This window comes from Rhizobium sp. 10N427, from assembly GCF_056394605.1.
In genome coordinates, this window is record NZ_JBFTID010000001.1 from 1 (window position 1) to 24,357 (window position 24,357).

At 58.3% G+C, this 24,357-nt stretch carries 14 protein-coding genes; 3 read left to right on the forward strand and 11 right to left on the reverse strand.

The annotated features are described in order from the left end of the window. Nucleotides 1-125 precede the first annotated feature (125 nt). The 3 genes from AC1DIJ_RS00005 to AC1DIJ_RS00015 form a co-directional block, all read right to left on the reverse strand. Complete coding sequence (locus AC1DIJ_RS00005) at nucleotides 126-347, reverse strand: AAA family ATPase (protein ID WP_477831145.1); 222 nt, start codon at nucleotides 345-347, stop codon at nucleotides 126-128. A 413-nt stretch (nucleotides 348-760) separates the two neighbouring features. Next, entirely contained in the window at nucleotides 761-6,325 is a 5,565-nt protein-coding gene (locus tag AC1DIJ_RS00010) for a DUF3320 domain-containing protein (RefSeq protein ID WP_112388293.1), read from the reverse strand. A 579-nt stretch (nucleotides 6,326-6,904) separates the two neighbouring features. After that, entirely contained in the window at nucleotides 6,905-7,285 is a 381-nt protein-coding gene (locus tag AC1DIJ_RS00015) for a hypothetical protein (protein WP_112388295.1), read from the reverse strand. 1,490 nt (nucleotides 7,286-8,775) lie between these two features. Here AC1DIJ_RS00015 and AC1DIJ_RS00020 point away from each other — a divergent pair. After that, complete coding sequence (locus AC1DIJ_RS00020) at nucleotides 8,776-9,351, forward strand: response regulator (protein WP_112388298.1); 576 nt, start codon at nucleotides 8,776-8,778, stop codon at nucleotides 9,349-9,351. On the opposite strand, the gene AC1DIJ_RS00025 is transcribed toward AC1DIJ_RS00020, so the two are convergent. From AC1DIJ_RS00025 to AC1DIJ_RS00040, 4 genes are all read right to left on the reverse strand, one after another. After that, nucleotides 9,348-13,481, reverse strand: coding sequence for a PAS domain-containing protein (locus tag AC1DIJ_RS00025; RefSeq protein ID WP_112388299.1), 4,134 nt, complete (start codon nucleotides 13,479-13,481; stop codon nucleotides 9,348-9,350). The genes AC1DIJ_RS00020 and AC1DIJ_RS00025 overlap by 4 nt on opposite strands. A gap of 149 nt (nucleotides 13,482-13,630) precedes the next feature. Further along, on the reverse strand, nucleotides 13,631-13,825 hold the full coding sequence (locus tag AC1DIJ_RS00030) for a DUF2474 domain-containing protein (RefSeq protein ID WP_112388300.1): 195 nt from the start codon (nucleotides 13,823-13,825) through the stop codon (nucleotides 13,631-13,633). After that, the gene (gene cydB / locus AC1DIJ_RS00035; protein ID WP_112388301.1) at nucleotides 13,771-14,778 is read right to left on the reverse strand and encodes a cytochrome d ubiquinol oxidase subunit II; all 1,008 of its coding nucleotides are present in this window, start codon (nucleotides 14,776-14,778) and stop codon (nucleotides 13,771-13,773) included. The genes AC1DIJ_RS00030 and cydB overlap by 55 nt, the downstream gene beginning before the upstream one ends. 13 nt (nucleotides 14,779-14,791) lie before the next feature. Next, on the reverse strand, nucleotides 14,792-16,201 hold the full coding sequence (locus AC1DIJ_RS00040) for a cytochrome ubiquinol oxidase subunit I (protein WP_112388302.1): 1,410 nt from the start codon (nucleotides 16,199-16,201) through the stop codon (nucleotides 14,792-14,794). Nucleotides 16,202-16,498: 297 nt separating this feature from the next. Here AC1DIJ_RS00040 and AC1DIJ_RS00045 point away from each other — a divergent pair, with 297 nt between their 5' ends. Both AC1DIJ_RS00045 and AC1DIJ_RS00050 read left to right on the forward strand, forming a co-directional pair. Then, complete coding sequence (locus AC1DIJ_RS00045) at nucleotides 16,499-17,464, forward strand: magnesium and cobalt transport protein CorA (RefSeq protein WP_112388303.1); 966 nt, start codon at nucleotides 16,499-16,501, stop codon at nucleotides 17,462-17,464. Between the two features lie 150 nt (nucleotides 17,465-17,614). Beyond that, complete coding sequence (locus AC1DIJ_RS00050; protein ID WP_112388304.1) at nucleotides 17,615-19,069, forward strand: catalase; 1,455 nt, start codon at nucleotides 17,615-17,617, stop codon at nucleotides 19,067-19,069. A gap of 156 nt (nucleotides 19,070-19,225) precedes the next feature. On the opposite strand, the gene AC1DIJ_RS00055 is transcribed toward AC1DIJ_RS00050, so the two are convergent. The 4 genes from AC1DIJ_RS00055 to AC1DIJ_RS00070 all read right to left on the reverse strand — a co-directional run bounded on the left by AC1DIJ_RS00055 (nucleotide 19,226) and on the right by AC1DIJ_RS00070 (nucleotide 24,148). Beyond that, nucleotides 19,226-20,845 carry a GIY-YIG nuclease family protein gene (locus AC1DIJ_RS00055; protein WP_162705986.1) on the reverse strand — a complete coding sequence of 540 codons (1,620 nt, stop codon included), beginning with the start codon at nucleotides 20,843-20,845 and terminating at the stop codon, nucleotides 19,226-19,228. 377 nt (nucleotides 20,846-21,222) lie between these two features. Continuing rightward, complete coding sequence (locus AC1DIJ_RS00060; RefSeq protein WP_112388306.1) at nucleotides 21,223-21,969, reverse strand: cysteine hydrolase family protein; 747 nt, start codon at nucleotides 21,967-21,969, stop codon at nucleotides 21,223-21,225. A 333-nt stretch (nucleotides 21,970-22,302) separates the two neighbouring features. After that, entirely contained in the window at nucleotides 22,303-23,709 is a 1,407-nt protein-coding gene (locus tag AC1DIJ_RS00065) for a class I SAM-dependent methyltransferase (protein WP_477831146.1), read from the reverse strand. Between the two features lie 64 nt (nucleotides 23,710-23,773). Continuing rightward, nucleotides 23,774-24,148: a response regulator transcription factor gene (locus AC1DIJ_RS00070; protein WP_477831147.1), complete on the reverse strand. Its 375-nt coding sequence runs from the start codon at nucleotides 24,146-24,148 to the stop codon at nucleotides 23,774-23,776. Nucleotides 24,149-24,357: the final 209 nt, after the last annotated feature.

The following is a 24,357-nucleotide window of genomic DNA, read 5'->3' on the forward strand; positions in this document are numbered from 1 at the left end:
CTCAAAGCTAAAGCCGAAGATACCCATCACCCGCACTTGGCCTTCCCTTTGCAACCCCGGCCAGCGCCGGGCAGGCCAAGCGCTGATCGTCTACAGGGGGGTGAATATTGGACGCCGATAAGGGGTCAACATTGCGAGCCGATTGACACCAGGGTCTCAACTGCACGTCCTCGCTGCCAAATCATGGGGCATGTTGGATATGCGGCGCTGTCAGCCAACACACGGGAGATTGTCGTCTTGCCGGAACCGTTAGTCCCGAAGATAAAATTGATCTGCTTGAGACCATGCAATCGCTGACCCGCTTCCGGATAAGTCGCGACTTTTGCTACAGCAAGCTCTTCGAGCATTCATACTCCCCCTGCCTAACTCATTTGCCTGCGACCCTATTTTCGCAAGTAGCTCTTTTTCCCGCTATCCGAAATGCAGTAGCGCCCTCCCCGCGGACCGGTGCAATAAGCACCATATCGACAGGAACATTCACCGCCGACCGTCGGCTCCATCTCGCGGTCGGCTGTCCCGAGGAGACCTACTGCTCCTCCCATATATGCCGAGCACGATTTCTTGCTGGCCGAGACGGACCCGTCATTACAGATGAAGGTCTCTCCTTGGCAGCCAGAGATCCCGCCCTTGGCTCCGCTGCACGGAGTATTCGCGGCCTCTAACGCTGTCGCTTGGACCAGCATCACCATTAGCGCCACAGCCAGGACGCCACTCGTCCGCCGCGACCTACGAACATTGCAGGACAATTCTCGAGACCACATTACTGCACCGACGCCGCCCCATTCCCGGATACGAGCATGCCCTCTCGCACCGACAGCTCCCCATCGGACTTCAACACTTCAATCCGGGCGACAATAACATCACGCAGCTGGCTGCTGGTCGCCTTGAAGCCCAACCCGCGAGCGACAGCGTTAACCGCCTCACCTTCGGTCGCACCCAAGCTGGTCGCGATGAGGGATGTCAGTCCCTGATCGATTTCCATTGGCGGGATCATCTCGATCCGGCGGAGACCTGGCGATACGACAGCGCTGCGGTCGCGAAGCCGGACTTCGGCACCGGGCCAAAGGAGAAAATCACCGGAACGGTAGACATCTGCGCCACTGACGGCGACATCGACCGCGTGGCCAACGTGGCTTCTGATACGGCTTCCCGTTTGCTGCAGTCCCCACGCTGCCCGGATACGGTTGATCACCTCGTCGCGATGGACCGGACCCTCAAGCTCAACGGTACGCTTTACCAGTTCGGTCAATATACTGATCGGCGCCTCGTGCAGCTCGGTAGCCGTCCGCGGGGTCAGTGATGCCTCCTCGTAAAAAGGCGTGGTACTTTCGAACGAAACAGGCTGAAGCCCTATTTCAGTCACATCCGCGCGCTCGATCGTGACGACTTCGACCGGAACAGCTCTCGCGGCAGCTTGACCGACCTGATCGCCGGACAGCGCGTTGGCCTTGGCCTGCTCGATTGCAGTCACCAGGCGGTCGAGCTCAGCCTTTGGTCGCTGGAACCAGTCAGTGCTCCAAACGCGATGAATGTTCCAACCATGATCCTCGAGGACGGCTTGGCGCAAACGGTCGCGGTCACGGGCTGAACGGGAGTCGTGATATGAAGCGCCATCACATTCGATGCCGAGGAGATAGCGCCCCGGAACCGTCTCGTCTGCAACGGCTAGGTCGATGAAGAAACCTGCAATGCCGACCTGCGGATGGAGTTGGTACCCTCTCTCTTGCAGAGCCGCCATGATCTGTTCTTCGAAGACACTGTCCATTTGGCGATCGGTCCGTTGGCTCATGGAGAGCCGTCCGGTCCGCGCGTAATGCAGGAACAGCTTGAACGCAAAGACGCCCTTCCCTTTGCCTCGTTCCAGGTCGATGTCGTCGTCGGTGATTGACGCGAAGACTTCGCAGAGGCGTTTGGCGCGGCTGATGAGCACGTTCAGGCGACGTTCCCCGCCCTCGGCGCCCAGAGGTCCAAAACGCATGCTCATTGGAGCGCCGCTCGGTCCCTTGGCGTAAGCGACAGAGATCAGGATAACGTCGCGCTCATCACCCTGAACGTTTTCGAGGTTCTTGATGAAGAACGGCTCGTGCGGGTGCGAATGGAAGAACTCTTCGGTCTGAGGGTTCAACCTTCGTAACAGCTCGAGTTGGTCTTGAATCTCACGTCTTTGCTTGACCGAAAATGCCGCCACCCCGAGAGACAGGCCGGGCGAATTGAGTGCATGCCGGATGATCGCCTCGGCGACAGCTTTTGCCTCGACTTTGTTTACGCCATCATCAAACGTGCCACCAGGGATGTGATGGAACCGCAGACCCATGCCTGCTTCCTGCGTGTACGGGCTTGGAACGATGTACAGCTTGCTCTCGTAGAATTGGGTGTTTGAGACCGCAATCAGGGACTGGTGTCTGCTGCGGTAGTGCCACCGAAGCATCTTCTCCGGGAGACCGCGAGCGGAGAAGAGGCCGAGAATGCTCTCGATATCGGACACCTGCGCGCCGCCGTCATCGTCGTCGTCCGACGTTCCTGATGTCATCTTCGAGAAGAATTTCGTGGGTGGCAGCTGTCTCTCGTCCCCCACGACCACAACCTGCTTTGCGCGGGCGACGGCGCCCAACGCATCAACGGGCTGAATCTGACTGGCTTCGTCCATCACAAGTAGGTCGAACTCAAGCACGCCCGGAGGGAGGAACTGGGCAATGGACAGCGGAGACATCATAAACACTGGCTTCAAAGCCTGAATAGCGAGCGAAGCCTTTTGCATGAGCTGTCGAATAGGCATGTGGTTGCGGCGACGCGCCATCTCGCCGCGAAGGATCCCTACCGGACCGAGGCCACTGACCGCGGGAATGTTCCGGTGATGGGCTTCTACCACCTCCAAACGGGATATGCGCATGCGGTTGCGATCCAGCGAAGCGAATTCGCCGACCAGCCTGCTATGCACCTCGCCGTCGAACCTGGCGAGATCTGGATCCCGTGAGTGCTGATGACGGAGAATTGCCTCGTAGAAGGCCATCTCGAAATATGGGATGACATCGGCTGTGGCGACACGTCCGTCCTGAAGCCTTTCGACGACTAGGCCGACCCCGAGGTTTCCGGCGTCGGCAGCACGACCATTGTATGCGGCGTACTTCGATAGCTGCTCGTCGTTCTCGATCCACCGCGCAAGCCTTTCACCGACAGACGTAAGTGGTGCATGGGTGACATCGACTGCGCCGAAGAGCAACGAAGTGTCGGCATCAAGGAAACTCAGGATGTCGTCGAATTCGGCGCCAAACCGATGGGCGTGCGATGCCACAGTTTGTGCATTGGTTGCTGTGTTCGACCTGTCGCTGACCCTCGACGCCAACATCCGGATATCGCCGTTCCGCGACAGCCAGTCGAAAACAGCCGCGAGCTTCATCCAGTCGGAGGCAGCACCTTGCCAAAGGCTTCCGAATGCAGCACGACCGAGTTCGCTCGAATTATCGACGGCGCGCTTGCGAGTCTGGGCCGTTGCAAGCAAGTCGAGCGCGGCTATCCGAGCCGCATTGGTCTCGGGATCTGATTTCGACAACGCCGAGATAGCCGCGTCGGCGGAGGCTATCTCTTTGAAAACCGCTGACGCCTGGGTCAAGACAGCCTCGTCCGGTCCGGCAGCGGCCTGGAAGACCTGTGGTGTGCCTTCACCGAGATCGCTCCAAAGAGAGAACATCAGCTTCCGAGTATCCTCAAGGAGCGTTCTCACCTGCTCGCAACGCGTTGCGACAGATGCCTTGTCGGTCAGCCTGCTGGCAATCTGTCTCGCTTCTGCGCCGACTCCGCGGAGGCTTCGCATCCAGAGGACAAGATTCTCGAGCGGCTGCGGATCCGACTTTTCTCCCCGCCAGTCAGCACCAAATGCGCCGCGGCCCAAGCTGTCACCATCCTTGATCGTGCCCCTTGCGGCCTTGCCCTTTTGCAGCAAGTCAAGCAGCCTGACCATCTCGCTCGGATTGGTCTCCGACATCACGGTGCGGAGGAGTGCCTTCGACTTACGCCAATCGCCACTCAGGAACTTGAAGGCACGATGGCCATGCATGGCGACGGCTGTCCGCGCAGCCATCAGGTCCATGTCCCAGGCTTGATCAGCCATCTTCCCAGATAGCTCAGACTTCACTTGACGATAGGTAGATACGGCTTCGGCCAGGTCACTGGCTTGATCGAGGCCGCGTTCCCAGATCGCCGCGACAAAAGCATCCGGGCTAGCGTCAGGAGCGTCGGCAACTCTCTCGCCGATGGTTACCAGTCTGCCGATCGATCCGAGGGTCGCGGACGCGTTTACGCCAAGCATCTGCTTGAGCGAGGCAGCTGCATTCAAGAACCTTGGCAGTATGGCATCGAGTTGCTGGATGGTTTGATGGCCAGCTTGTGTGAACGAAGCTGGCAGACGCCGAAGCGTGGTCACCAACGGAGAGGTGTCAGCACCCCACGCAGCATCATTGAACTGGGCGCGTACTTGCTCTGACAGGCGAAGGAAATCGGCTCCATCACGAATGATGGTTGCGATCTGTTGCGGCGACGCTTCCCAAGCCGCATTTGCCAACGCCTCGGAGGATATCTCGGGCGGGCATGTCGCTAGACGCTCAGCGAGCGCCCGGGCCTCCTCGAAAGATATGATGGAATCCGCAGGCTCGCGTTGGAGCGCATCTGTCACAGCTTTCATCGAACCCAGAAGATTGGCCAGGTCGCGCGATGCTTCGGTCAAGCGTGTTGTCAGTCGCTCAAGGTCGAGAGGGGTGATACCAGTCAGGCCGACACCGTACCACGCATGTTTCGAGGGCAAGCCGATGTCGTCGATCCGCTGCCCAAGTTCAGACAGGGTAGTGACAATTCGATCCTTTGCATCCGGGCTCCAACCTGCCGCCGCTGGCAGCTCGATATCTGACGGCTGCAGACCCATCCTACGCAGACGCGTCAGGTGGCCGATAACCTGGTAAGGCGTCAGATTGTAGGGACTGTAGATCTGATGCATCCGGGTTGGGTGCGCGTTCAGGCTATCCCTCGCCTCTAGCAAGCGACGGTCGTGCGCCTCGGCTGCCTCGCCTTTTGGGGCGCCCAGCTCCCATACGTGCTGCAGTTCTGCGAGAAGCGCACGCTTGTTCGCCTTGCTTGAGTGGAGTTCAAGACAAGCGTCCCCAACATTGGCCTGATCAAGGCGCCGCTTTACAACCTCGAGCGCGGCCATCTTCTCGGCCATGAACAGCACAGTTTTTCCGTCGGCCACCGCCGCGGCAATGATATTTGCGATGGTTTGCGACTTCCCGGTTCCGGGCGGCCCTTGGATGACAAGGTCACGCCCTTGGCGAACCTCGTGAATGGCAACTGCTTGCGAGCTGTCAGCGTCTACGATGTGCGTCATTTCCGATGGGGAGATGTGTGCATCGATTTTCGCATCGTCATCGAGAAGCTCGTCACTGCGTTCGAAGCCATTCGACACAAGCCCCGTGATTAGCGGCCGCTCGGTGAATTTCCCGTCAGCTGGCCACAATGTCGGATCAAGATCGCGGTACATTAGGAATTTAGCGAAGCTGAAGAATCCTAAGACGACGTCGTCCGGCTGGACCGACCAGTCAGGCTTCACGGAGACCGCGGCTGCCACTTGGTTCGCATACGTCTCGAAGGAGAACTCGTCGGTGGCTTCGAAGTCGGGCATCCGAATTTTATGGACGCGGTCAAGGAACGCTTCGAGAGAAAGATTTGACGCGAAGTCTTCGGGTCGGGCCTTGAGCTTGAAGCGTTCGGCGGCGCTACCGCGGACCAGCGAAACAGGGATCAAAACCAATGGAGCATAGCGGATGTTCTCCGCATTCTGCGGGTCAATCCACTTCAATGTGCCAAGCCCGAGAAACAGGATATTGACGCCCTGCTCTTCTTCCAGGGTTCGGGCGTCGAAATAGAGATCCAGCAAGCGCTTCTGTAGCGCGTTCGGAGTCATCTTGGTCTGCAGCTTGGTATCCGAGTGCCGCGTGAGACGGCCGCTTTCATCACGATCATCGTCATCAGGGAGTGCGAGCTCGATGAGGTCTTCGGCTTCCTCGCCATCTTTTGGATCTCTTCCCTTGGCCCCAGCCAGGAAGGTCATCGATTTGCCTTCGGAGACCAGCAGCCGGAAAATCTCTGCGGACTTTTCGTCTACGATGTCGATAGTCTTGGCGCTCTTTGAGAACCTAGGAACGTTTAGCAATCGGTTCCGGGCCGAAAGATCAAGCAGCTCGGTTCGTGCTCGCTCAATTTTCGCCTCTATTGAGAGGTTGCTATCAAAGATCGATTGCTCGGAATCTTCCGCTGCACTTGCATTTTCGGATTGCATGAACTCACCCCATTCCAATAGGGTAACTGATGCATAAAGTTGCCATTGGGGTCTAGTAGCAAGGAAGCAACTTGCGCGATTATTTTAGGACATACTACGAGGTCTATTCAACTTGCAACCGCGAGCTCACTCGTTGGTAATTATGCCGCTGCTCCCTGGATGCGGCGGAATATCTCATTCTGAACCAATGCTGCGCTACGCCGATCCCCGAGGTCGATGAGTGCGTCGAGTATCCGGAGGAGCCCCCCGCGCTCGGCTAGCCCCGAGCGGATAGTTCGCCTCGGCAAGACGCTGGAGAACCGATGCAAGACGGGAGGGCAATGTTGTGCCAACCCAACTGCCTTTATCTTACCCAGCGCCGCGTTGACTTGTGCGTCGAAATCGTCCACCGGATACGACTTCCCTGCCCGCTCGCATAGGTTCAAGAACTTTTCCATCACGAAGCTATGCCATCCCGTTTCAGAGATGAGCTGGGTGATCAATGGCATGACGTTTGCGATTTCGCTCCAGTTTCCATTTGCACCTCGCTGAGCCGGGACGATGGGCATGAACGTTGACAAACAATAGTGCCTCAATGAGCTACGGCATGTTGCTGCCATAAATCTCGCCCGTCCGGTAGCCGTCAGTCACGAACGCTTCATCATTGATGACGCGCTCCACACAATCGCCAAGAATGAGCATCGCATTCTCCGGTATCTCTGCGGCATCAAAAACGTGGCGCGTGACGACACTCCCGGCGAACTCAGCGAGCACTCGCAGAGCATTTTCGTGTGCCGAGGAAAAGGGCGTGAAACAGGTGTCTCGTACCCACTGGAAATCGAAGAATGGCAGTGCGCGAGCAAAGATCGCTCCCAGTGTGCGGATCCATTCGAAGAGGCGGGTCTCCGCGTCTCGCCTTGTCTCGTCGCCCCAAGGCGGCATCAGCCGTTCGGCGGTCCAGCGAGACATATCGGCGATCAAAGCCTGGATTTTCTACCTAGGTGTATTCGACTTGCACCATTCTTCTATCGGAAAAAAGGAAGATTTTCGCAGCATACTGTGCGTCGAACGCGAGCGGTTGGCCGTCCTCATGATCTGCTACGATCTCATCTAGGCGATTGACGACTTCAGCATGGAGCGCCCCCCCATCGTCGAGTCCGGGCATTTGGAACGCGAAGAAATTCCGTAAGAAGCGTACCTCTTGTTCCAACGTCACGGGCCCGAGCAGAGTTAGCACGGCGTCGCGAACCTTTCTGTCGCTAGCTCCCGCAGTACCCTTGGGCCCGAAATAATCCACATAGTCCTTGAGTTCTTCGCTGGACCTGGCCTTTTTCACAAGGCGCTGGAGACTGCGGAATGGGCCGTCCGTTACGTGTTCAACGACAAGCCCAGTTGCATCGGCGCCATGTTGGAATTTGTCCGACGCCTCTGTCTCAACCGCTGCGGCGACAACGGCGTCTGGACCGATGCAAATGGGTACGCCTTCTCGACGCGGTTAAGGAGGAACGATCATGGCAACCGCCATGTTGACGCCCGAGCGCGGTTTGCGTAACACGCCCGCCGACGCGCTTCTACCGTAAGGCGGCACTTGGGAAGGCCCGATCTGAAGAAGAGGTCGGGCCTTTGCTATACGGCTGAGGTCGAGCTCGGATCCAAAACCGTACAATCTTATCCATTTCTTATCGCTGTATTTAAGAGCTCGGCGCTATGTCCAGGGCGGGTAACATGAGAGATACTGAAGTGATGACATTAGAGCAGATCACAGCTGCGGAGGCTGACGAGCTTAGTAGGACCCGGGAGCGCATTGAAGAGTATCTCGCTCCACTTGCAGGGGTGACGATCATGGATAAGCACCATCGCGCGCTAATCGCCCACATTCGGACGGCAAGTCACACAATGAAACGGAGCCGTGATCTGCGAAGCGCTAAAAAGTGCGCGGAAGACCTTCACATCGCGTACACTCGCCCGCGAGGTCATAAGTTCGCGGTGCGGGCACTGGAAGCTCTCGCCGAACGTGCGGATGAGCCGTTCAAACCCACCGTTGATCTTGGCGGAGGTTTTGGCTCCATCTTTAGGCCGTAACGCCTTGCTTAACCGCGCCATCCGTTGCCCTGATCGTGCGACGGCGCGAAGGCGATGAATGATCGTCTAGTGACGCCCCCCTGCGGTAGCCATAGGCGACTTCTGCCGCGAAGTCGGCTGCCGTAACAGTTAGAGCCAAGCAGAGCCATCGCGTGGACAGCACATTGACGTTGACAGTAACGCCTATGCGTCCCTTCTGATGTCGACCGGGCTACTTTATAGTTAGCCCGCTTTGCAAATCCCACGAAACCGTCACACGTTCGATTGCGGTTGGCCCTGGTCGCGTCTTGGAAAAAACCGAGTGCCTCCTGTTGCCGAAGCCAGATATTACAATCCTGACCAGCCCACCGGCCACACAGTTGCCTTGTCAGCACAGTGCGAGGCACAACATGGATTCCTTCGACTATGATCGGCCAGATGGACAAGCTTCACTCGGCCTCGTCCTAATTGCCGACCCGTTCATCGAGCAAACAGCGCCGCTTACCTCGATGTTCCGCAAACTCGGCTACGATGTGGTCAGATCGTCCACTCTTGCCGACGCCATGTCAGCGTGCTCGCTAACACCGCCCAATTTCGTGTTGACGGAAATGCGGTTTCCCGATGGTTCCGGAATGAAGCTCGTGCACTGGATTGCGGAGCACCTTCCATCGACGAGGATCATTGCACACACGTGGTTCGCAGACATACCGACCGCGGTGGCCGTGACAAAAGCCGGAGCGGACGATCTCGTACCCAAGCCCACCGACCAAGAATTGCTGGTCAGCATCCTGCTACTCGGGCCTGACAAGGTACCGCGCGAATGCAGAATCGAAACACCGGACCGTCTACGGCGTGAACACGTCGAAGAAATCATGAGATCCAGTGCCTCGAACGTCTCGGAGGCTGCGCGCAAGCTGCACCTCCATCGCCGATCGCTTCAGCGAATGCTCAAGCGTTATGAGGATGAAGCGTCGCCCCGCACCTAGGCAGCTCTCATGGGCAGAGTGAATTCGAAACGGCATCCCGGCCCTCCGGGCTGCACCAGACGCATCTGTCCTCCGTGGCTCTCGACGATCGTCCGGCAGATCGACAGCCCCATCCCCATACCGTTGATCTTGGACGTCTCGAATGGCCGGAAAATGCTCTCGGCTTGATCCAACGACACACCTGGCCCGTTGTCGTTCAAACCGACAGTCATGAAGTCTCCGTCCGATCCCACGTCGATGGCCAACGCCCTATCTGTGTCCGCCGTTTCTCTCATTGCCTCAATGGCGTTGAGGATCAGATTCACGAACACCTGCTGCAACTGGACGCGGTCGACGGGAACCCGGGGCATGTCTTCGGGTATATCCAGCTTGAGGGCGATCTTGTTTTTCTGGAGTTCGCCCCGCGTCAAGGAAATTACATCGCCTATCAGCTCCGCCATCCCGATGGGTTCAACCGACGCCATCTCTTTCCTGAACATCTTACGAATTCTAGTGACAATCTCGCTGGCGCGTCTTCCGTCATCGATAACGTTCTTGAGACTATCTCTTGCTCGGACGACGTCTGGAGTCGCCTTGGAGAGCCAGCGCAGCGCGGCTCCGCCGCTTGCGACGATCCCGGTAAGCGGCTGGTTCACCTCGTGCGCGATCGAGGCAGCGAGTTCCCCCATCGTCGTCGCCCGGGCTACGTGTTCAAGCTCGGCCTGGACTTCCCTCAAATGCGCCGCGCTTCTCATCAGTTCAGATTCGACCCTCTTCCGATCAGTTATGTCCATTGTCGTTCCGACATAACCCGTCACCTCGCCGGATTGCCCGAACGAGGCTCTCCCGGTGCAGAGTAACTGGATGGTGTTGCCGCCGGGTAGTGTCGCTTGATACTCGAACTGAATATCGGTCTTCTCCAAGACCGCCTTCCGCATCTCATCCCTCACCAGGGTGGCCTCCTCGGGAAGCATTCTATCAAGCATGCTGCCGAGGGTTCCTCCTACGTCGGAGACGTTGTAGCCGAAGATATTGCCGTGCTCTTCAGACCATTCCAGCTTGTCGGTTGCGGCGTTCCACGCCCAGCTTCCGGTATGCGAGATCCGTTGCCCTTCCGCCAGCATCGCCTCGCTCTTCTTAAGCGCGTCCTCAGCGATCTTACGTTCAAGCACAAAGCTCGCGAGCTGGGTGAAACGGTCGATAGCCTGCCGCTCGCGCTCGCCCGCCGAGCGAGGCCTGTTGGAGTAGACGGCTATCGTTCCGAACACCGAACCACGACCGGACATGATCGGAGTGGACCAGCAGGACTTAAAGCCAAAGCGATCGACTACGCCACGCGCGCAGTCCCATCGGGGATCCGTGTCGACATCATCGATCCATACAGGTTCCTGCCTGAAGGCGGCTGTTCCACAAGAGCCGAACTCTGGACCCACTGGAATTCCGCATACCGCGTCGCTGAAGCCTTCAGGTAGTTTGTACCCTCCACCGGGTCGTAGGGTTCGGCCCTCTTCGTCTTGAAGCATGATAGTGACGAAGGCCGCGTCGGTAAGTACGTGGAGCGTCTGGCAGAGCGAATCCAGTATAGTCGTCAGCGGCTGATCGGTCGTCATCATCTCGAATGACCGCTTTTCTCCAGCCAAGAGGATTTCCGCCCGCTTGAGATCGTCGATATCGCTTTCCGCCCCGTAGCACCTCACAATACGTCCTGTGGCGTCACAGTGAGGCTTGGCTCTGACTATGAACCAGCGATACTCCCCGTCGTGGCGTCGCTTTCTTGCCTCCAATCCGCTCATCTCGCGCTTGGTGACGATGCGATGCCATGTCGCCGCGGATTCCGCCCTGTCATCCGGGTGAAAGACGTACTTCCAACCACCATTGCACGCCTGTTCGGGTGTAAGCCCGGTGTATTCGTACCATTCCTTGTTGAACCACTCGTTCGCGCCGTTTGCGTCGGCGCTCCAAGTCATGGACGGCATCGTGTCGTTCGCCATCCGGAACTCGTGCTCGCGCTCGGCGAGATCGGCCTTCTGGGCTTCTAGCTCGGCGAACAGTTTCGCGTTGTCCAGCGCTATGGCGGCATGAGGCGCGACGGCGAGCAGTGTCCGCAGACCATCACGACCCGGCTGCTGGTCGTCGGCAATGTTCGAAAGATACAAGGTGGCGATGAGCCGAGACTTCTTCACCAGCGGAATGAAGTACCCTTCGCACGGTTCTACGCCCTCGTCCGTGAGCCGCGCGTCTCCGCCCTTTTCCTCCAAGAAGGGCTCAAGGGTACGTGCTACCTGAAGGACGGCAGCTCGGGAAACTTCCCCTTCTCCGGCAGTCGTGCGCTCCGCGCTATAGGTCGTCGCTTCGCTCCCACGAGTTCCGGAGGCGGTGATCCATACCTGCGAGTTGTCCAGCTCGATCAGCATCGCCCTGTCCGCTCCAGACATGTCCAACGCTGTCCTGAGGATCGTTTCGGCGAGCGGTCCATAGCCGATGACAGAGGCGATGGTCTGCGAAACGTCGAGCACTGTTCCCAGCAAAGCGCTTTCGCCGATAGTGGGCAACTGTCGCAATTGCTGTTCAACCGCTTCCGCAAAAATGCTGGGACAGATGCTCTCGAGTTGCGCTACCTTCCCTGCCGCGCCCCAACGGCGAAAGCAGTCCCCTGCTCTGTAAAGATGGGACTTCGCCGATTGCTCCCTGTCGGATGCAGCGTAGAAACGCCCGGCAACTTCACAGGCGAGCGCCTCGTCGGCGAGAAGACCGAACCTCGCGGCCGCGTCGATCGACTGCTCGTACAGGCGCTCGGCCCGCTTCGAATCTCCGTCGATCCGTGCCAGTTCGGCAAGAGCGAGCAGCCGCTTGCTCTGGAATGTCTCTGGGCATGTGTCGGCCCATCGGGCAAGCCAGTCCACATGACCAACAATAGCGGCCCTTTCGGCGTCGGTGCCATCATTGAATTCCGCGGCAAGTGCCAGTGCGGCGATGAAGTGATACCCGGCGAGCTGGAGATGTCCGGTGCATGCCCAGATCAGGCCTGAGATGCGCCTGACGGCATCCGCAGCGGTGCCGAAATCGCCGTATACGAACGACGCGTGAGCCTTGAGAATCCAGTAGAAGCAGATGTAGGTCGGCGTCTGTTCTGGGATAAATCTGGCCTCGAAGGCGCGGGCGTCAAAGTCATCGCGATCGAAGATATCGCCGACGCCACGTCCCTCCACCATCGTGTGGACGAACGCTCTCTGCGAGTGCAGGGCCATCAGAGGAGCTGCGAAGCTCGCTTTTTCGACGAAGCCGACGGCATCGTCGAGTTCTGACGAAACATCGACTAGGCTGTCGCCTCGTGCGAGCAGATACGCCACGATGCGCACCCGGGCGTAACAGGAATAGGGAATGTCATTGCTGCCCTCCGCCGCCGCAATGCACGATCTGGTGAGCTCGATAACCGAATGCAGGGGACGTGCCCACACGGCGACCAGTTCGATGTAGCTGATCGCCTTGACTTCGTGCTCCCAGAACCCGTGCAGCTCGACAAGGTCACGTGCGGTTTCGCAGAATTTCAAACCATCCTGGTAGCGACCGAAGTGGTTGCTGAGAAAGAAACCGAAAAGGCCAAACGCGAGAACGGCTGCCTTGGTGATCCCGTGGTCCAGAGTCAGGACCACCATATGGCTGAGCGCAACACCCAGCAACCTCTCGTCCGTGAGTTGCGCGGAATTTGTCATGGCTGAAAGGACGCTGACAATCGCCTCCACCTCGGGATTGTCCATGATCGGGAGATTGACGAGCTCTTCGACCGGACGTCCGTAAAGTCGCTCCCACACGCCGATGGTGGCGGTCTCAAGATCAACCTGGTCGGGGCGCAGCGGTATGACCAGGCCGAATTCCTTCAGACATTTGAGGCCTGCGGCGACACTCTCAGGAACCTCCGACCGACGGAGATGCCAGTCTATCTTGAGGCAGCAGACTTCGGCTTTCTCGAGCTTTGTCGTCGCAAGTGCCGACGCGATTCCGATGTTCAGATCGGACGCGGCGAGATCGGCGGCGGCCAAGCTGGATTTCGCGGCTTCCAACGCCTCCTGGAAACCTCCGTGACGACCGAGTTCGACATTCACCGCTTTGAGGTCGTCCGATTGACTGGAAGTTTCGACTTGGGATGACATCCGTGCGCTCTGTGACCGATCTTTTCAAGCCGAAGCTGATATCTGTTTTGGCACCGATGATTGCCATTGGGAACCGCGCTTTTTCGCATTCGGAATGAAAATACTCCAAGCAAGTCGCTTTTTGGCGTTTCGCCTTGCGAAAGGGCGGATCACGGGGTCATTCCTGCGAGCGACATAAACCACCTGAAGGCGAGCGCGACGACACCGAGAGCACTGACGCTCGCGGACCAGATCGCCACTAGCCAGCCAAGGCGGCTCAAAAACGACAGCGGTCCGCAAACCCTTTTCGTCAATGGTATCCCTCCCCGGTCTTCACCTTCCCGCGGAAAACGTAATAGGACCATGTGGTGTAGGCGAAAATGAACGGGATGATGAACAGCGCTCCGACCAGGGCGAACCCGAGGCTCTGCGGCGGCGATGCGGCATCCCAGATCGAGATGCCCGGCGGCACGATGTTCGGCCACATGCTGATCGCCAATCCCGTGTAGCCGAGGAAAAGCAGCGTCAGGGTCAGCACGAACGGAAGGGCATGGCTCCCGCTTGCAAGGGTTCTGGAAAGCGCGATTGTCGAAAGCAGGACCAGGATGGGAACAGGGGCAAAGCAGACCAGGTTGGGCAGCGCGAACCAGCGCTCCGCGATCGCGTCGTGGGCCAGGGGCGTCCATAGGCTTACCACGACGATGACGAAAAAGAGGGCGAAAACGATCGGCTTGCCAATCCTCCTCATGTCGGCCTGCAGGTTCCCTTCCGTTTTCATGACCAGCCACGTCGCGCCAAGAAGTGCGTAGGCGGCGAGAAGACCCAGTCCGGTGAACACGCTGAACGGGGTAAGCCAGTCGAACAGGCCGCCGGAGTAAGCCCCGTTTTCAACTTCGAAGCCGTTGATGAACGCTCCGAGTGCGGTCCCCTGACAGAAGGTCGCGATATACGATCCCCAGGCAAAGGCCTTGTCCCAGAACGCCTTGTGGCCTTCGTCCGCCTTGAAGCGGAATTCGAATGCGACGCCGCGCCAAATCAAGCCGACAAGCATAAAGATCAGCGGCAGGTAGAGAGCGCTCAGGATGACCGAGTAGGCGACCGGAAACGCTGCCAGCATAGCCGCGCCACCCAGGACGAGCCAGGTCTCGTTGCCATCCCACACGGGGGCGACGCTGTTGACCATCGTATCGCGTTCCTCGCGGTCACGCACGAACGGGAAAAGTATGCCGATGCCGAGGTCGAAGCCGTCCATGACGACATACATCATGAGGCCGACGCCGATGATGACCGCCCAGATAAGCGGAAGATCGATACCCATGTTGATTTTCCTTTCAGCGAGGGATGGGGTCGACGTCGTCGGGCGCGGCGGAGAGCGGTCTAGCCGGGCGCATCGTTTTGCCTACGCGGGTCCCGTCGTGATGTTGCCCCTCCGCCGGGCCCTTGCCCACCAGCTTGAGCATGTAGCTGATCCCGAGGCCGAACACCGTGAAGTAGACGACCACAAACACGACAAGGGTCGCCGAAAGCGCCAGCGCCGAGTGGTTCGAGACAGCGTGCTCGGTACGCATCACCCCGTAGACGACCCATGGCTGCCGACCGATCTCGGTCGTGTACCAGCCCGCCAATAGCGCGATAAGCCCCGACGGGCCCATGAAGGTGGCAAAACAGAGGAACAGTCGCTGGGAGAACAAGCGTCGCTTCGACCTCAGAGCCAGGCCGACGACGCCCAAAAGAAGCATCAACATGCCGAGGCCGACCATAATGCGAAACGACCAGAAAAGTACCAGCGAGTTCGGTCTGTCTCTCGCGTCGAATTCAGACAGGCCCTTGAATTGGCCATCCAGACTGTGGGTGAGGACCAAGCTGCCGAGACGGGGAATTTCGACAGCATATTTCGTCTCCTCCTTCTCCATGTCCGGTATTCCGAAAAGGATGAGCGGCACCCCCGCCCCCGGTTCGTTGCGCCAGTGTCCTTCCATCGCGGCGATCTTCGCAGGCTGGTGTTCCAGGGTGTTCAGACCATGAGCGTCACCGACGACGATCTGGATCGGCGCGGCGATCAGCACCATCCACATCGCCATCGAGTACATCTTCCTTACGCGCGGATTGTCGTTCCCCCGTAGAAGATGCCACGCTCCGGCGGCTCCCACGAACAGGGCCGTGCTGAGAAAAGCGGCGATGGTCATGTGGGCAAGGCGATAGGGAAAAGACGGATTGAAGATAACTTTGAGCCAATCGACCGGAACCACTCGCCCATCGACGATCTCAAAGCCTTGCGTCTGCATCCAGCTGTTGGATGCCAAAATCCAGGTTGCGGAGATCAACGTGCCGAGAGCAACCATTGTCGTGGCAAAGTAGTGCAGACCAGGGCCGACCTTGTTCCATCCGAAAAGAGCAACCCCGAGGAAACCCGCCTCTAGGAAAAAGGCAGTAAGCACCTCATACGCAAGAAGCGGCCCGGTAATCGGTCCGGCGAAAGCCGAGAAAAAGCTCCAGTTCGTACCGAATTCATATGCCATCACCAGGCCGGACACGACGCCCATCGCGAAGTTGACAGCAAAGATCGTGGACCAGAAGCGATAGAGATCGCGGTAGACCTCTTCCTTCTTCAGCAGCCATAATCCCTCAAGCACAACAAGATAGCTGGCGAGACCGATGGTGATGGCCGGGAATACGATGTGGAAGGATACCGTGAACCCGAACTGTATTCTCGCCAGCTCGAGCGCCGTCAAACCGAACATATCCATTTCTCCAAATGCGGCCGGGATCGCAGCCACAGGCAGCGGCGGAATGCCTGCCGGGTGTCCAGGCAAGCCATGAGCCATCGCAATCGGATGGTCTTGTATGAAACAGTTCCGGACAGATGAAGTGGATGGCGACGTGGTGCCCATGATCGACGCCACAATCGTAAAAGACCGCTTTGCCGTCCTCATCTAACGATCTGGGATGTGATCTTCGTCAAAGCCCGGCATCGCTATTCCGTTTCGTTGTCGCGATGGCTTTGCGCGAGCGGACAAGCCAACGCCCCGAGGACAGCCATGACCGTCGTAGCCTCCTATCTTTACCGTGACGGCACTCGTGCGGAAGAAATGCCGCTCACCACTAAGCCCTTCGAGGCCGGGCAGAACGAATTCGCCTGGATCGGATTGTCATCACCGACAGAACGAGAACTGGAAACCCTCAAGGTTATGTTCGGCCTTCATCCCCTGGCCGTCGAGGACGCACTGGCCGGAAAGCAGGTCCCGAAGATCGATGTCTATGGCGACCAGCTGTTCGTCGTGGTCAAGACGGCCCACCTCGAGGGTGACCGGATCGCCTACGGCGAGATATTCGTTTTCGTCGGGAAGAGCCATCTTGTCTCGGTTCGCCACGGGACGTCGCGATCACATCGGTCGCTGAGAGAGCAACTTGAACGGTCTCCGCAGCTTCTCGCCCATGGCCCCGATTACGTTCTGCATGGGATCGTGGATTTCGTCGTCGACGGCTACCTCCCGATGGTCGAGACGATCGAGGATCGCGTCCTCGAACTCGAGAAGCACATACTTTCGTCATTTCTCGACCCCGAACAGATCAGGCGGATTTTCCGTATGAGACGGCAGGTGTTGAAATTCCAGCGAGTTCTTGGTCCGATGGGCGAGGTGGTCGGAAAGCTGACCCACCTGGACCTGCCATGCGTCAACGTCAACGCACGACCGTTCTTCGGCGATGTCCATGATCACGTTCGAAGGGTGGAGAGCCTAGTGGGCGGGCTACGACAGATTATGACCTCCGTTTTCGAGGCGTCGAGTCTCCTCGAACAGCAGCGGCAGCGCGCGATTACCCGCCAGTTGGCTGCCTGGGCGGCCATCCTAGCTGTGCCGACGGCAATCGCGGGTATCTACGGCATGAACTTCAGCAACATGCCGGAGCTGAAGACCGAATACGGCTACTACGTGGTGCTTGGCGTTATCGCGGCGATGTGCACCGTACTCTATGGACGCTTCAGGAAGAGCGGCTGGCTTTGAATCGGCCGTTCACGACTCGCGAAGTGACGAGATGTACAAGAACGCCCCGTTTTTCATCCTCCTAAACCATCCTTTAGCGCCGGATGCTCAGCCGATAGCTACGGTCATCCGGATCCTACAGCCCATTTTCGCAAGTCCTTGGAGAGAACCATGACAGAAAAAAGCCTGACGACCGCCGCCGGCGCTCCCGTAGTCGACAACTTCAACATCGAGACGGCAGGTCGTCGCGGCCCGGCCCTGATGCAGGACGTCTGGCTGATCGAGAAGCTCGCCCATTTCGACCGCGAGGTCATCCCGGAACGCCGGATGCATGCTAAGGGTGCCGGGGCCTACGGAACTTTCACCGTCACGCATGACATAAGCCGATATAGCAAGGCGGCAATTTTCGCCGAGATCGGCAAGCAGACGCCGATGTTCGTGAGGTTCTCGACGGTCGCTGGCGAACGCGGTGCGGCCGATGCAGAACGCGATATCCGCGGGTTCGCGATGAAGTTTTACACGGAACAGGGCAACTGGGACCTTGTCGGCAACAATACGCCCGTCTTCTTTTTCCGCGACCCTCTCCGTTTCCCCGACCTCAACCACGCGGTGAAGCGTGATCCTCGCACGGGGATGCGTAGCGCCGAGAACAACTGGGATTTCTGGACGCTCCTTCCGGAGGCGCTCCACCAGGTTACGATCGTCATGTCCGAGCGCGGCATCCCCAAGAGCTTCCGGCACATGCACGGCTTCGGCTCGCACACCTACAGCTTCATCAACGCGATGAACGAGCGCACATGGGTGAAGTTCACCTTCAAGACCCAGCAATCCATCGAGAATCTGTCGGACGAGCAAGCGACATCCTTGATCGGTGCCGATCGGGAAAGCCATCAGCGCGATCTTTTCGAGAGCATCGAGCGCGGTGAATTCCCGCGTTGGAAGATGTACATACAGGTTATGACGGAGGAAGCGGCCGCGACGCATCGGCACAACCCGTTTGACCTTACCAAAGTCTGGCCGCACGCGGACTACCCGCTGCACGAGGTTGGATATTTCGCGCTCAACCGCAATCCCGAAAACTTCTTTGCCGAGGTCGAGCAGGCTTCTTTCACCCCTGCCAACATCGTGCCGGGAATCGGGTTCTCGCCGGACAAGATGCTGCAGGCCCGCCTGTTCTCCTACGGTGATGCCGCCCGTTACCGTCTCGGCGTGAACCATCACCAGATTCCCGTCAATGCTCCTAAATGTCCGTTCCATTCTTATCATCGCGATGGCGCGATGCGGATCGACGGCAATCACGGCGCGACGACCTCCTACGTTCCCAACTCGGCGGGCCAATGGGCTGAACAGCCTGACTTCCGCGAGCCGCCGCTTGCCCTCGAAGGTGCCGCCACGCACTGGGATCACCGGATCGACGAAGACCATTACGAGCAGCCGGGCAACCTTTTCCGTTCAATGTCCGACGACCAGAAGCGTGTTCTGTTCGACAACACGGCGCGGGCGATGGCGGGCACTTCCGTGAAGGTTCGGGAACGCCATGTGGTCAACTGCACCAAAGCCGACCCGCAATATGGCGCAGGCATCGCGCGGGCTCTCGGATTCGCCGTAGATAGGGCCACGGAATAGGCGCCAGGGCTGGTAGGCTCTGAGGGTAAAAATCAATTCGTCATCGCAGTGGAAACGCCGTGATGACGAGTTTAAACGAGGTCGGCTCCGATTCCAGACGGTAACCGAATTTTCAAGCTAACAATAGTCACTAGCCCGGGCTTGCAGCGCGAGCCTTCAGCCCTTTCCGTCCATCTGCTTCCAGCGCGATAACGGAATTCCACGTATGAGGCGGTCCTTGACCTTGTCGGCGGTTATTCCGTGCCTGGCCGCGAGATCGACGCACGCCCGGTTCCTGCTTGGCCAGGTTTCGCCCTCAAACGTGAAAGCCTTCTTTGAAGTTGGCCCGATCGGTTTGGACAAGGCGTCCTCTACCGACATCCCAGCCTTGAGACGCAGATGATAGGCGCTGGAGCCAATGTTGAATTCCGCCAAGGCATCTTCCAGGGTAGGCCAGACCCTCTCAAACGCCTTAATCGGCTTCCCGCTACTCCGTCTCACTATCGCCTTTTGCTCCATCCAGGTCCAGTTGGTCGGCCCCCATGGCTGCCGCTCGTCGAGCCGCGTGAGCCGTCCGGCTCCAGGTTTGCCACTGACATCAGCCTTGAAGCGATCGTAGTCCTGCCATTCGACATCGACTGTGTCGCCGCGATCTCGTGCCCTTTTGAGAATTCCGAGGTACTGACGGAAAAGGGCCGACCCGGCGTCGGGGTGTTTGCTGTGCTTTCTGGCCTTAACGGGCAGCGGCTTGTCCTGCCTAAAACGGCTCTCGACGACGTGCTCCGGAAGCCCTGTCTCCCGAGCTATGACACGGCGCATCGACGCGATCGATCTGAACTTCCTCCCACCCCAATCGACCATTCTTCCGTCGTAGGAGCCGATCTGCCCCCCGGCCCTAGTGTTCAATCCCTTGGGGTACAGAGTGTCGAGATCATTCATCCATTCGATTTCTCGCTCAGCGAGCTTGCCTTCACCGCCCTCGACAACCTCGAGGGTGCCTATCGTGAAATTCTGGGAACCGTTGGTGCGAATGGCTTGGTGAAGTAAACTTCCTCCGCCCCTGGCGGCCATCATGAGATGCTGGCCCCAACGGATCTCGGGCTTGTTGACGGTCAAACCGACATAGATCTTACCCGTCGTGTTGTCCGTGATTTTGTAGATGTAGCCAGGTGCGCCGTCTGACATAGGCGGTTCGGACAGCATGTCGTCGATCGCCCATTGTGCCTTCCACCTTGCATGCATGATTTCTCGCTCACCGTAGCGCCCGATCGCTTTGAGGAAGGATGTCAGTGCCGAGTATTCGCCGCGCTGATCCGGGTAGAGGTCACCGTCATAAACGAATTTCCGTCGGCGGCCGCCGCCGTGATCGGTAATCCAGTCGGCCTGGCTGGCGGACACCGCTTTGGCGATCAGTACTCGCGTGATAGGAGTGGATCGCTTTTCGAGCGACCTCAGCCGCGTGCGGAAGACTGGGTAAGGAGAAACGTCGTCGCCAGAGGCATATTCGGCGTAGAGTTCCTCCGCCGACATCGTTCCCTCGTCGGTTTCTATCCAGGTGACGCGCTTGCCATACTTGTTCTGGAACTGCTTGGCGTTGAGGTACAGAAGCTCATTCAGCACGAGATCCGTAACGATGCCGCCGCCGTCGAAGAAGCGGCGCAGGCGACCTGCGAGGGTGACCGCTTTCACAGGTGTCGGAGGATCAATAGACCCCATGAGTTGGCGAAAACTCAGATATGTCACACCCCGGAAGGTCAAGGGGAAGGGAAGCTTGGAGTTATGCGAAGGACCACGCAATTGAAGCTCTTATCAAGTCGAAGGCGCTATCACTCACATAGGCGCACTCGGGAAATCGTTCAACCCTGACGTTTGTCTGTAAATCTTGCTGCGCTCGCCTCTATCGAATTTCACCTTTTTGAAGTCAGGTATGCCAAAGGTCGAAGCCTGAATGGGGAGCGCGGAAAAGCTGCGCGCGCAGATGAGGAGATTAAGAAGCACTACCTGTCAGACAGCGCGACTATCCCGGACAGACCGTCGACTCCACCAGACAAGGGCTAGCGTCGTAGCTGGCATGAAACAGCCGCCCGCCCGCGGGCTGATCCCGGCGACAAAAACTAAAGCGGCGGCAAGTGAACACCTGCCGCCGTCTGCTATCTCACCGCCTGGGAATGACCTCAGCTGGCAAGCGATACCGAGCGAGACGCCGCGGCCTGTACAAGCCTATCGGCGGCTTCCTCGGTGGTCCACAGCGCGTTGGCGAACCAGCGGAAGTTCACGAGAGCAGCGAGATAGGCGTCGCCTTCGGGCAGCTTGCTTCCGGCCGTCGCATCGCGAACCACGGCGACTTCGAAGCCCTTCTCCACAAAGTCACGGAGGTGAGATTCAACGCAGAAGTTCGCGGCCATTCCTGCCAGGATCACCTTGTCGATACGCTTCTTGCGCAGCTGAAAGACCACGTCGTTGGTCTGAGGACCTGCGATCTTGTGGGGCGAGCACACGATTGTCTTGCCGTCTTCGATGTACTGCTTGTACTCGGGCATCCAGTCCGCGCCCGAATTCTCGAAGCCTTCGAGCGACAGCGGGTCACGGCGGTCGAACATCCGGAGCTTGTGCATCAGGGTCTCGCCCGTGGCCGCGAAGTCCCAGCGATGATCGAACGGGTAGTAGTAGTGGGGCGAAATCACCACCTCGATGCCTGCCTTCTTCGACGCCTCGAAGAGCTTGCCGATGTTCTCGACCGTATTGTGTTCGGTGATGCTTTCGCCGAAAGCCCCCCAACCCGCGCCCTTGGGGCTGAGGAAGTCGATCTGCGGGTCGGTGATCACCAGCGCGGTTCGCGGGATATCGATCTCGACGTCGGTTTTGGGGAGTGCCGGGTTCTGCGGGTCGCGATATGCGAGCGGAATGACTTTGTCCGTCATGGAAATTTCCTTTAGGGCGGTTTGCCCGGCGGCGATCACTTTTCGATCGCGTGGGCGTGTTGACCAATTTCTGGAACCAGTACCCACCGATCGGCCAGCGATCCGATGCGACGTCGAGGGCTTACCGAGGATACAGGAACCAGAATGGTGTCGCAGGTCGCTCCGGGATTGTAACATCCTGTCACCCTGACATCCGACGAGCCCTTGATGAACAAGCAGTCAAGCATATTAACGAGCCTGCTCTTCGCCCCGACCTACTGTCACAGTCTAAGTTCAAGTTATGTATGCGAACTGTCTGCGGGGATCACTGGGAATTGGGATGCATCGAAGCTTTCAAGACATTTCCCACTGACGGTCCCAGCCGACGGCCGTCAGGCCCTCCGCCATGCTGCTCTTCGCCGCCGAGTTCCGCTCCGCTTCGAGCATGTAGTCACGGGCGAGCGGAAGGGCCGAGACGTTCTTTGTCAACTGGAGCTGCCAGTTCATATGCCCCATCCGGCGGAATGCCAGCTCGGACCCGATGAGGTAGAATTCGAACATCCGGCAGAAGCGCTCGTCGTAAAGCTTGGCGAGTTTACCCCTGTTGTCGGCAAAGCGATGATGCCACTGCTCAAGCGTCCTGGCGTAGTGAAGGCGGAGTACCTCGATGTCCGTGGCCCAGAGGCCTGATTTCTCAACGACGGACATGACCTCTGAGATGGCAGGAGAATATCCGCCCGGAAAAATGTACTTGGCGATCCACGGATTGGTGCTACCCGGTCCATCCGCGCGGCCGATGGCATGGATTAGCGCCACACCGTCGTCCCTCAGGATTGACTTGATCTTGTCGAAATAGGTCTGGAAGTGGTTGACACCCACATGCTCGAACATGCCAACGGACACAACGCGATCGACCTGCCGGGTCCAGTGACGGTAGTCTATGAGCTCGAAATTGACCATGTGTTCAAGCTGTGCCTCCTTGGCCCGGACCCGCGCCTCTTTGAGCTGCTCTTCGGATAGGGTCAGGCCAGTTACCCGCGCACCGAACTCGCTGGCGAGGTAAAGAGCCATCCCTCCCCAGCCGCATCCGATATCCAGAACCTCGAGTCCGGGGCGGTCGAGCCTAAGCTTGGAAGCGATATGCATCTTCTTCTTCAGCTGTGCCTCCTCGAGCGTTTCGTCGCCATCCGGAAAATAGGCGCAGGAATACTGGCGGTCATCGTCCAGCATGAGGGAATACAGCCGCCCATCGAGATCGTAGTGGTGAGCAACGTTTCTCTTCGAGCGCGCTGCGTAATTCAATTGGTCAAGTTTCCGCCGAAACCGCCGGATCTTTTCCATCAGCTTGTCCATGGGATGGCTGCCGCCCTCCATGGAATTCATAGCGAGGAAATCCAGAGTCTGGAAAAGCCCGCGCGGTCCGGGTTCAATCTCCCCATCCATGTAGAGCTCTCCGAGCGCGAGCGCAGGATTGAGAAGCAGCCGGCGCTTGGCGCGTTCGGTGCGGATTACCATTGCGGCATGAGGCTCCCGCCCGGTTCCGAAACTGCGAGAACCGCCGTCGGGGAACTTGACGGTGAGAGTACCAATCTTGATGAATTTCTGGAGGGTGGCTTCTAGCAACATCTGTACTACCCTTTCGGCCCTGCGGAACGATTTTGGCTTCCAGGCGAAGATAGACGGTAGGCTGCTGCGATAATTGCAAAATTCGGTTCGTATGAGACGGGGAGTGCGGCTGGAGGATACGACATCGATCGGCACACGCGCGGGGGGGCACCCGTGAAATTCACCGACGCGCCGATGATCAATCTATTTCGTCGAGGGGCTAGCTGCCGTCGCGGGTTCGAGTGTGGGCGTCGGCGACGCACCTCACCAGTTCGTCGGCATCGATAGGCTTGTTGAGGAAATGCACTGCACCGTTCTCAAGCGCCTTCATCCTTGTCACATCGTCGTCGTGCGAGGTGACAAAGACGATTGGGAGCGTGCTGCGTTTTCTGTGCAAAAGAGCCTGGAGCTCCAGGCCGCTCAATCCCGGTAGCCGCTGATCCAAAATCAGACACTGGACCTCGTCGTGACAATCCGAAGAAATGAAATCTTCGGCAGAGCCAAATGCCTTTACCTCGTACCCGTACGACGACATGAGGTCCGCGTATGCGAGCCTCACTCCATCATCGTCCTCAACTATTGCGATCGTCAGCAATTCACTTGGCTCCGATGGCCTCGTTGGAACGGTCGTAACGACTTGCGGTATTGAAAACGTTGCAAGGCATAACGGACTTCGTATTTCAACGCGGCTAACGACTTTACAGACGAACGCACTGGCTTGGACTTCGAGCTTCAAAGCCGTGGGCATCCAGTTCGCGAGACCGCGAACATGCGCGCAACCATATCAGACGGCAACCTCCAGTC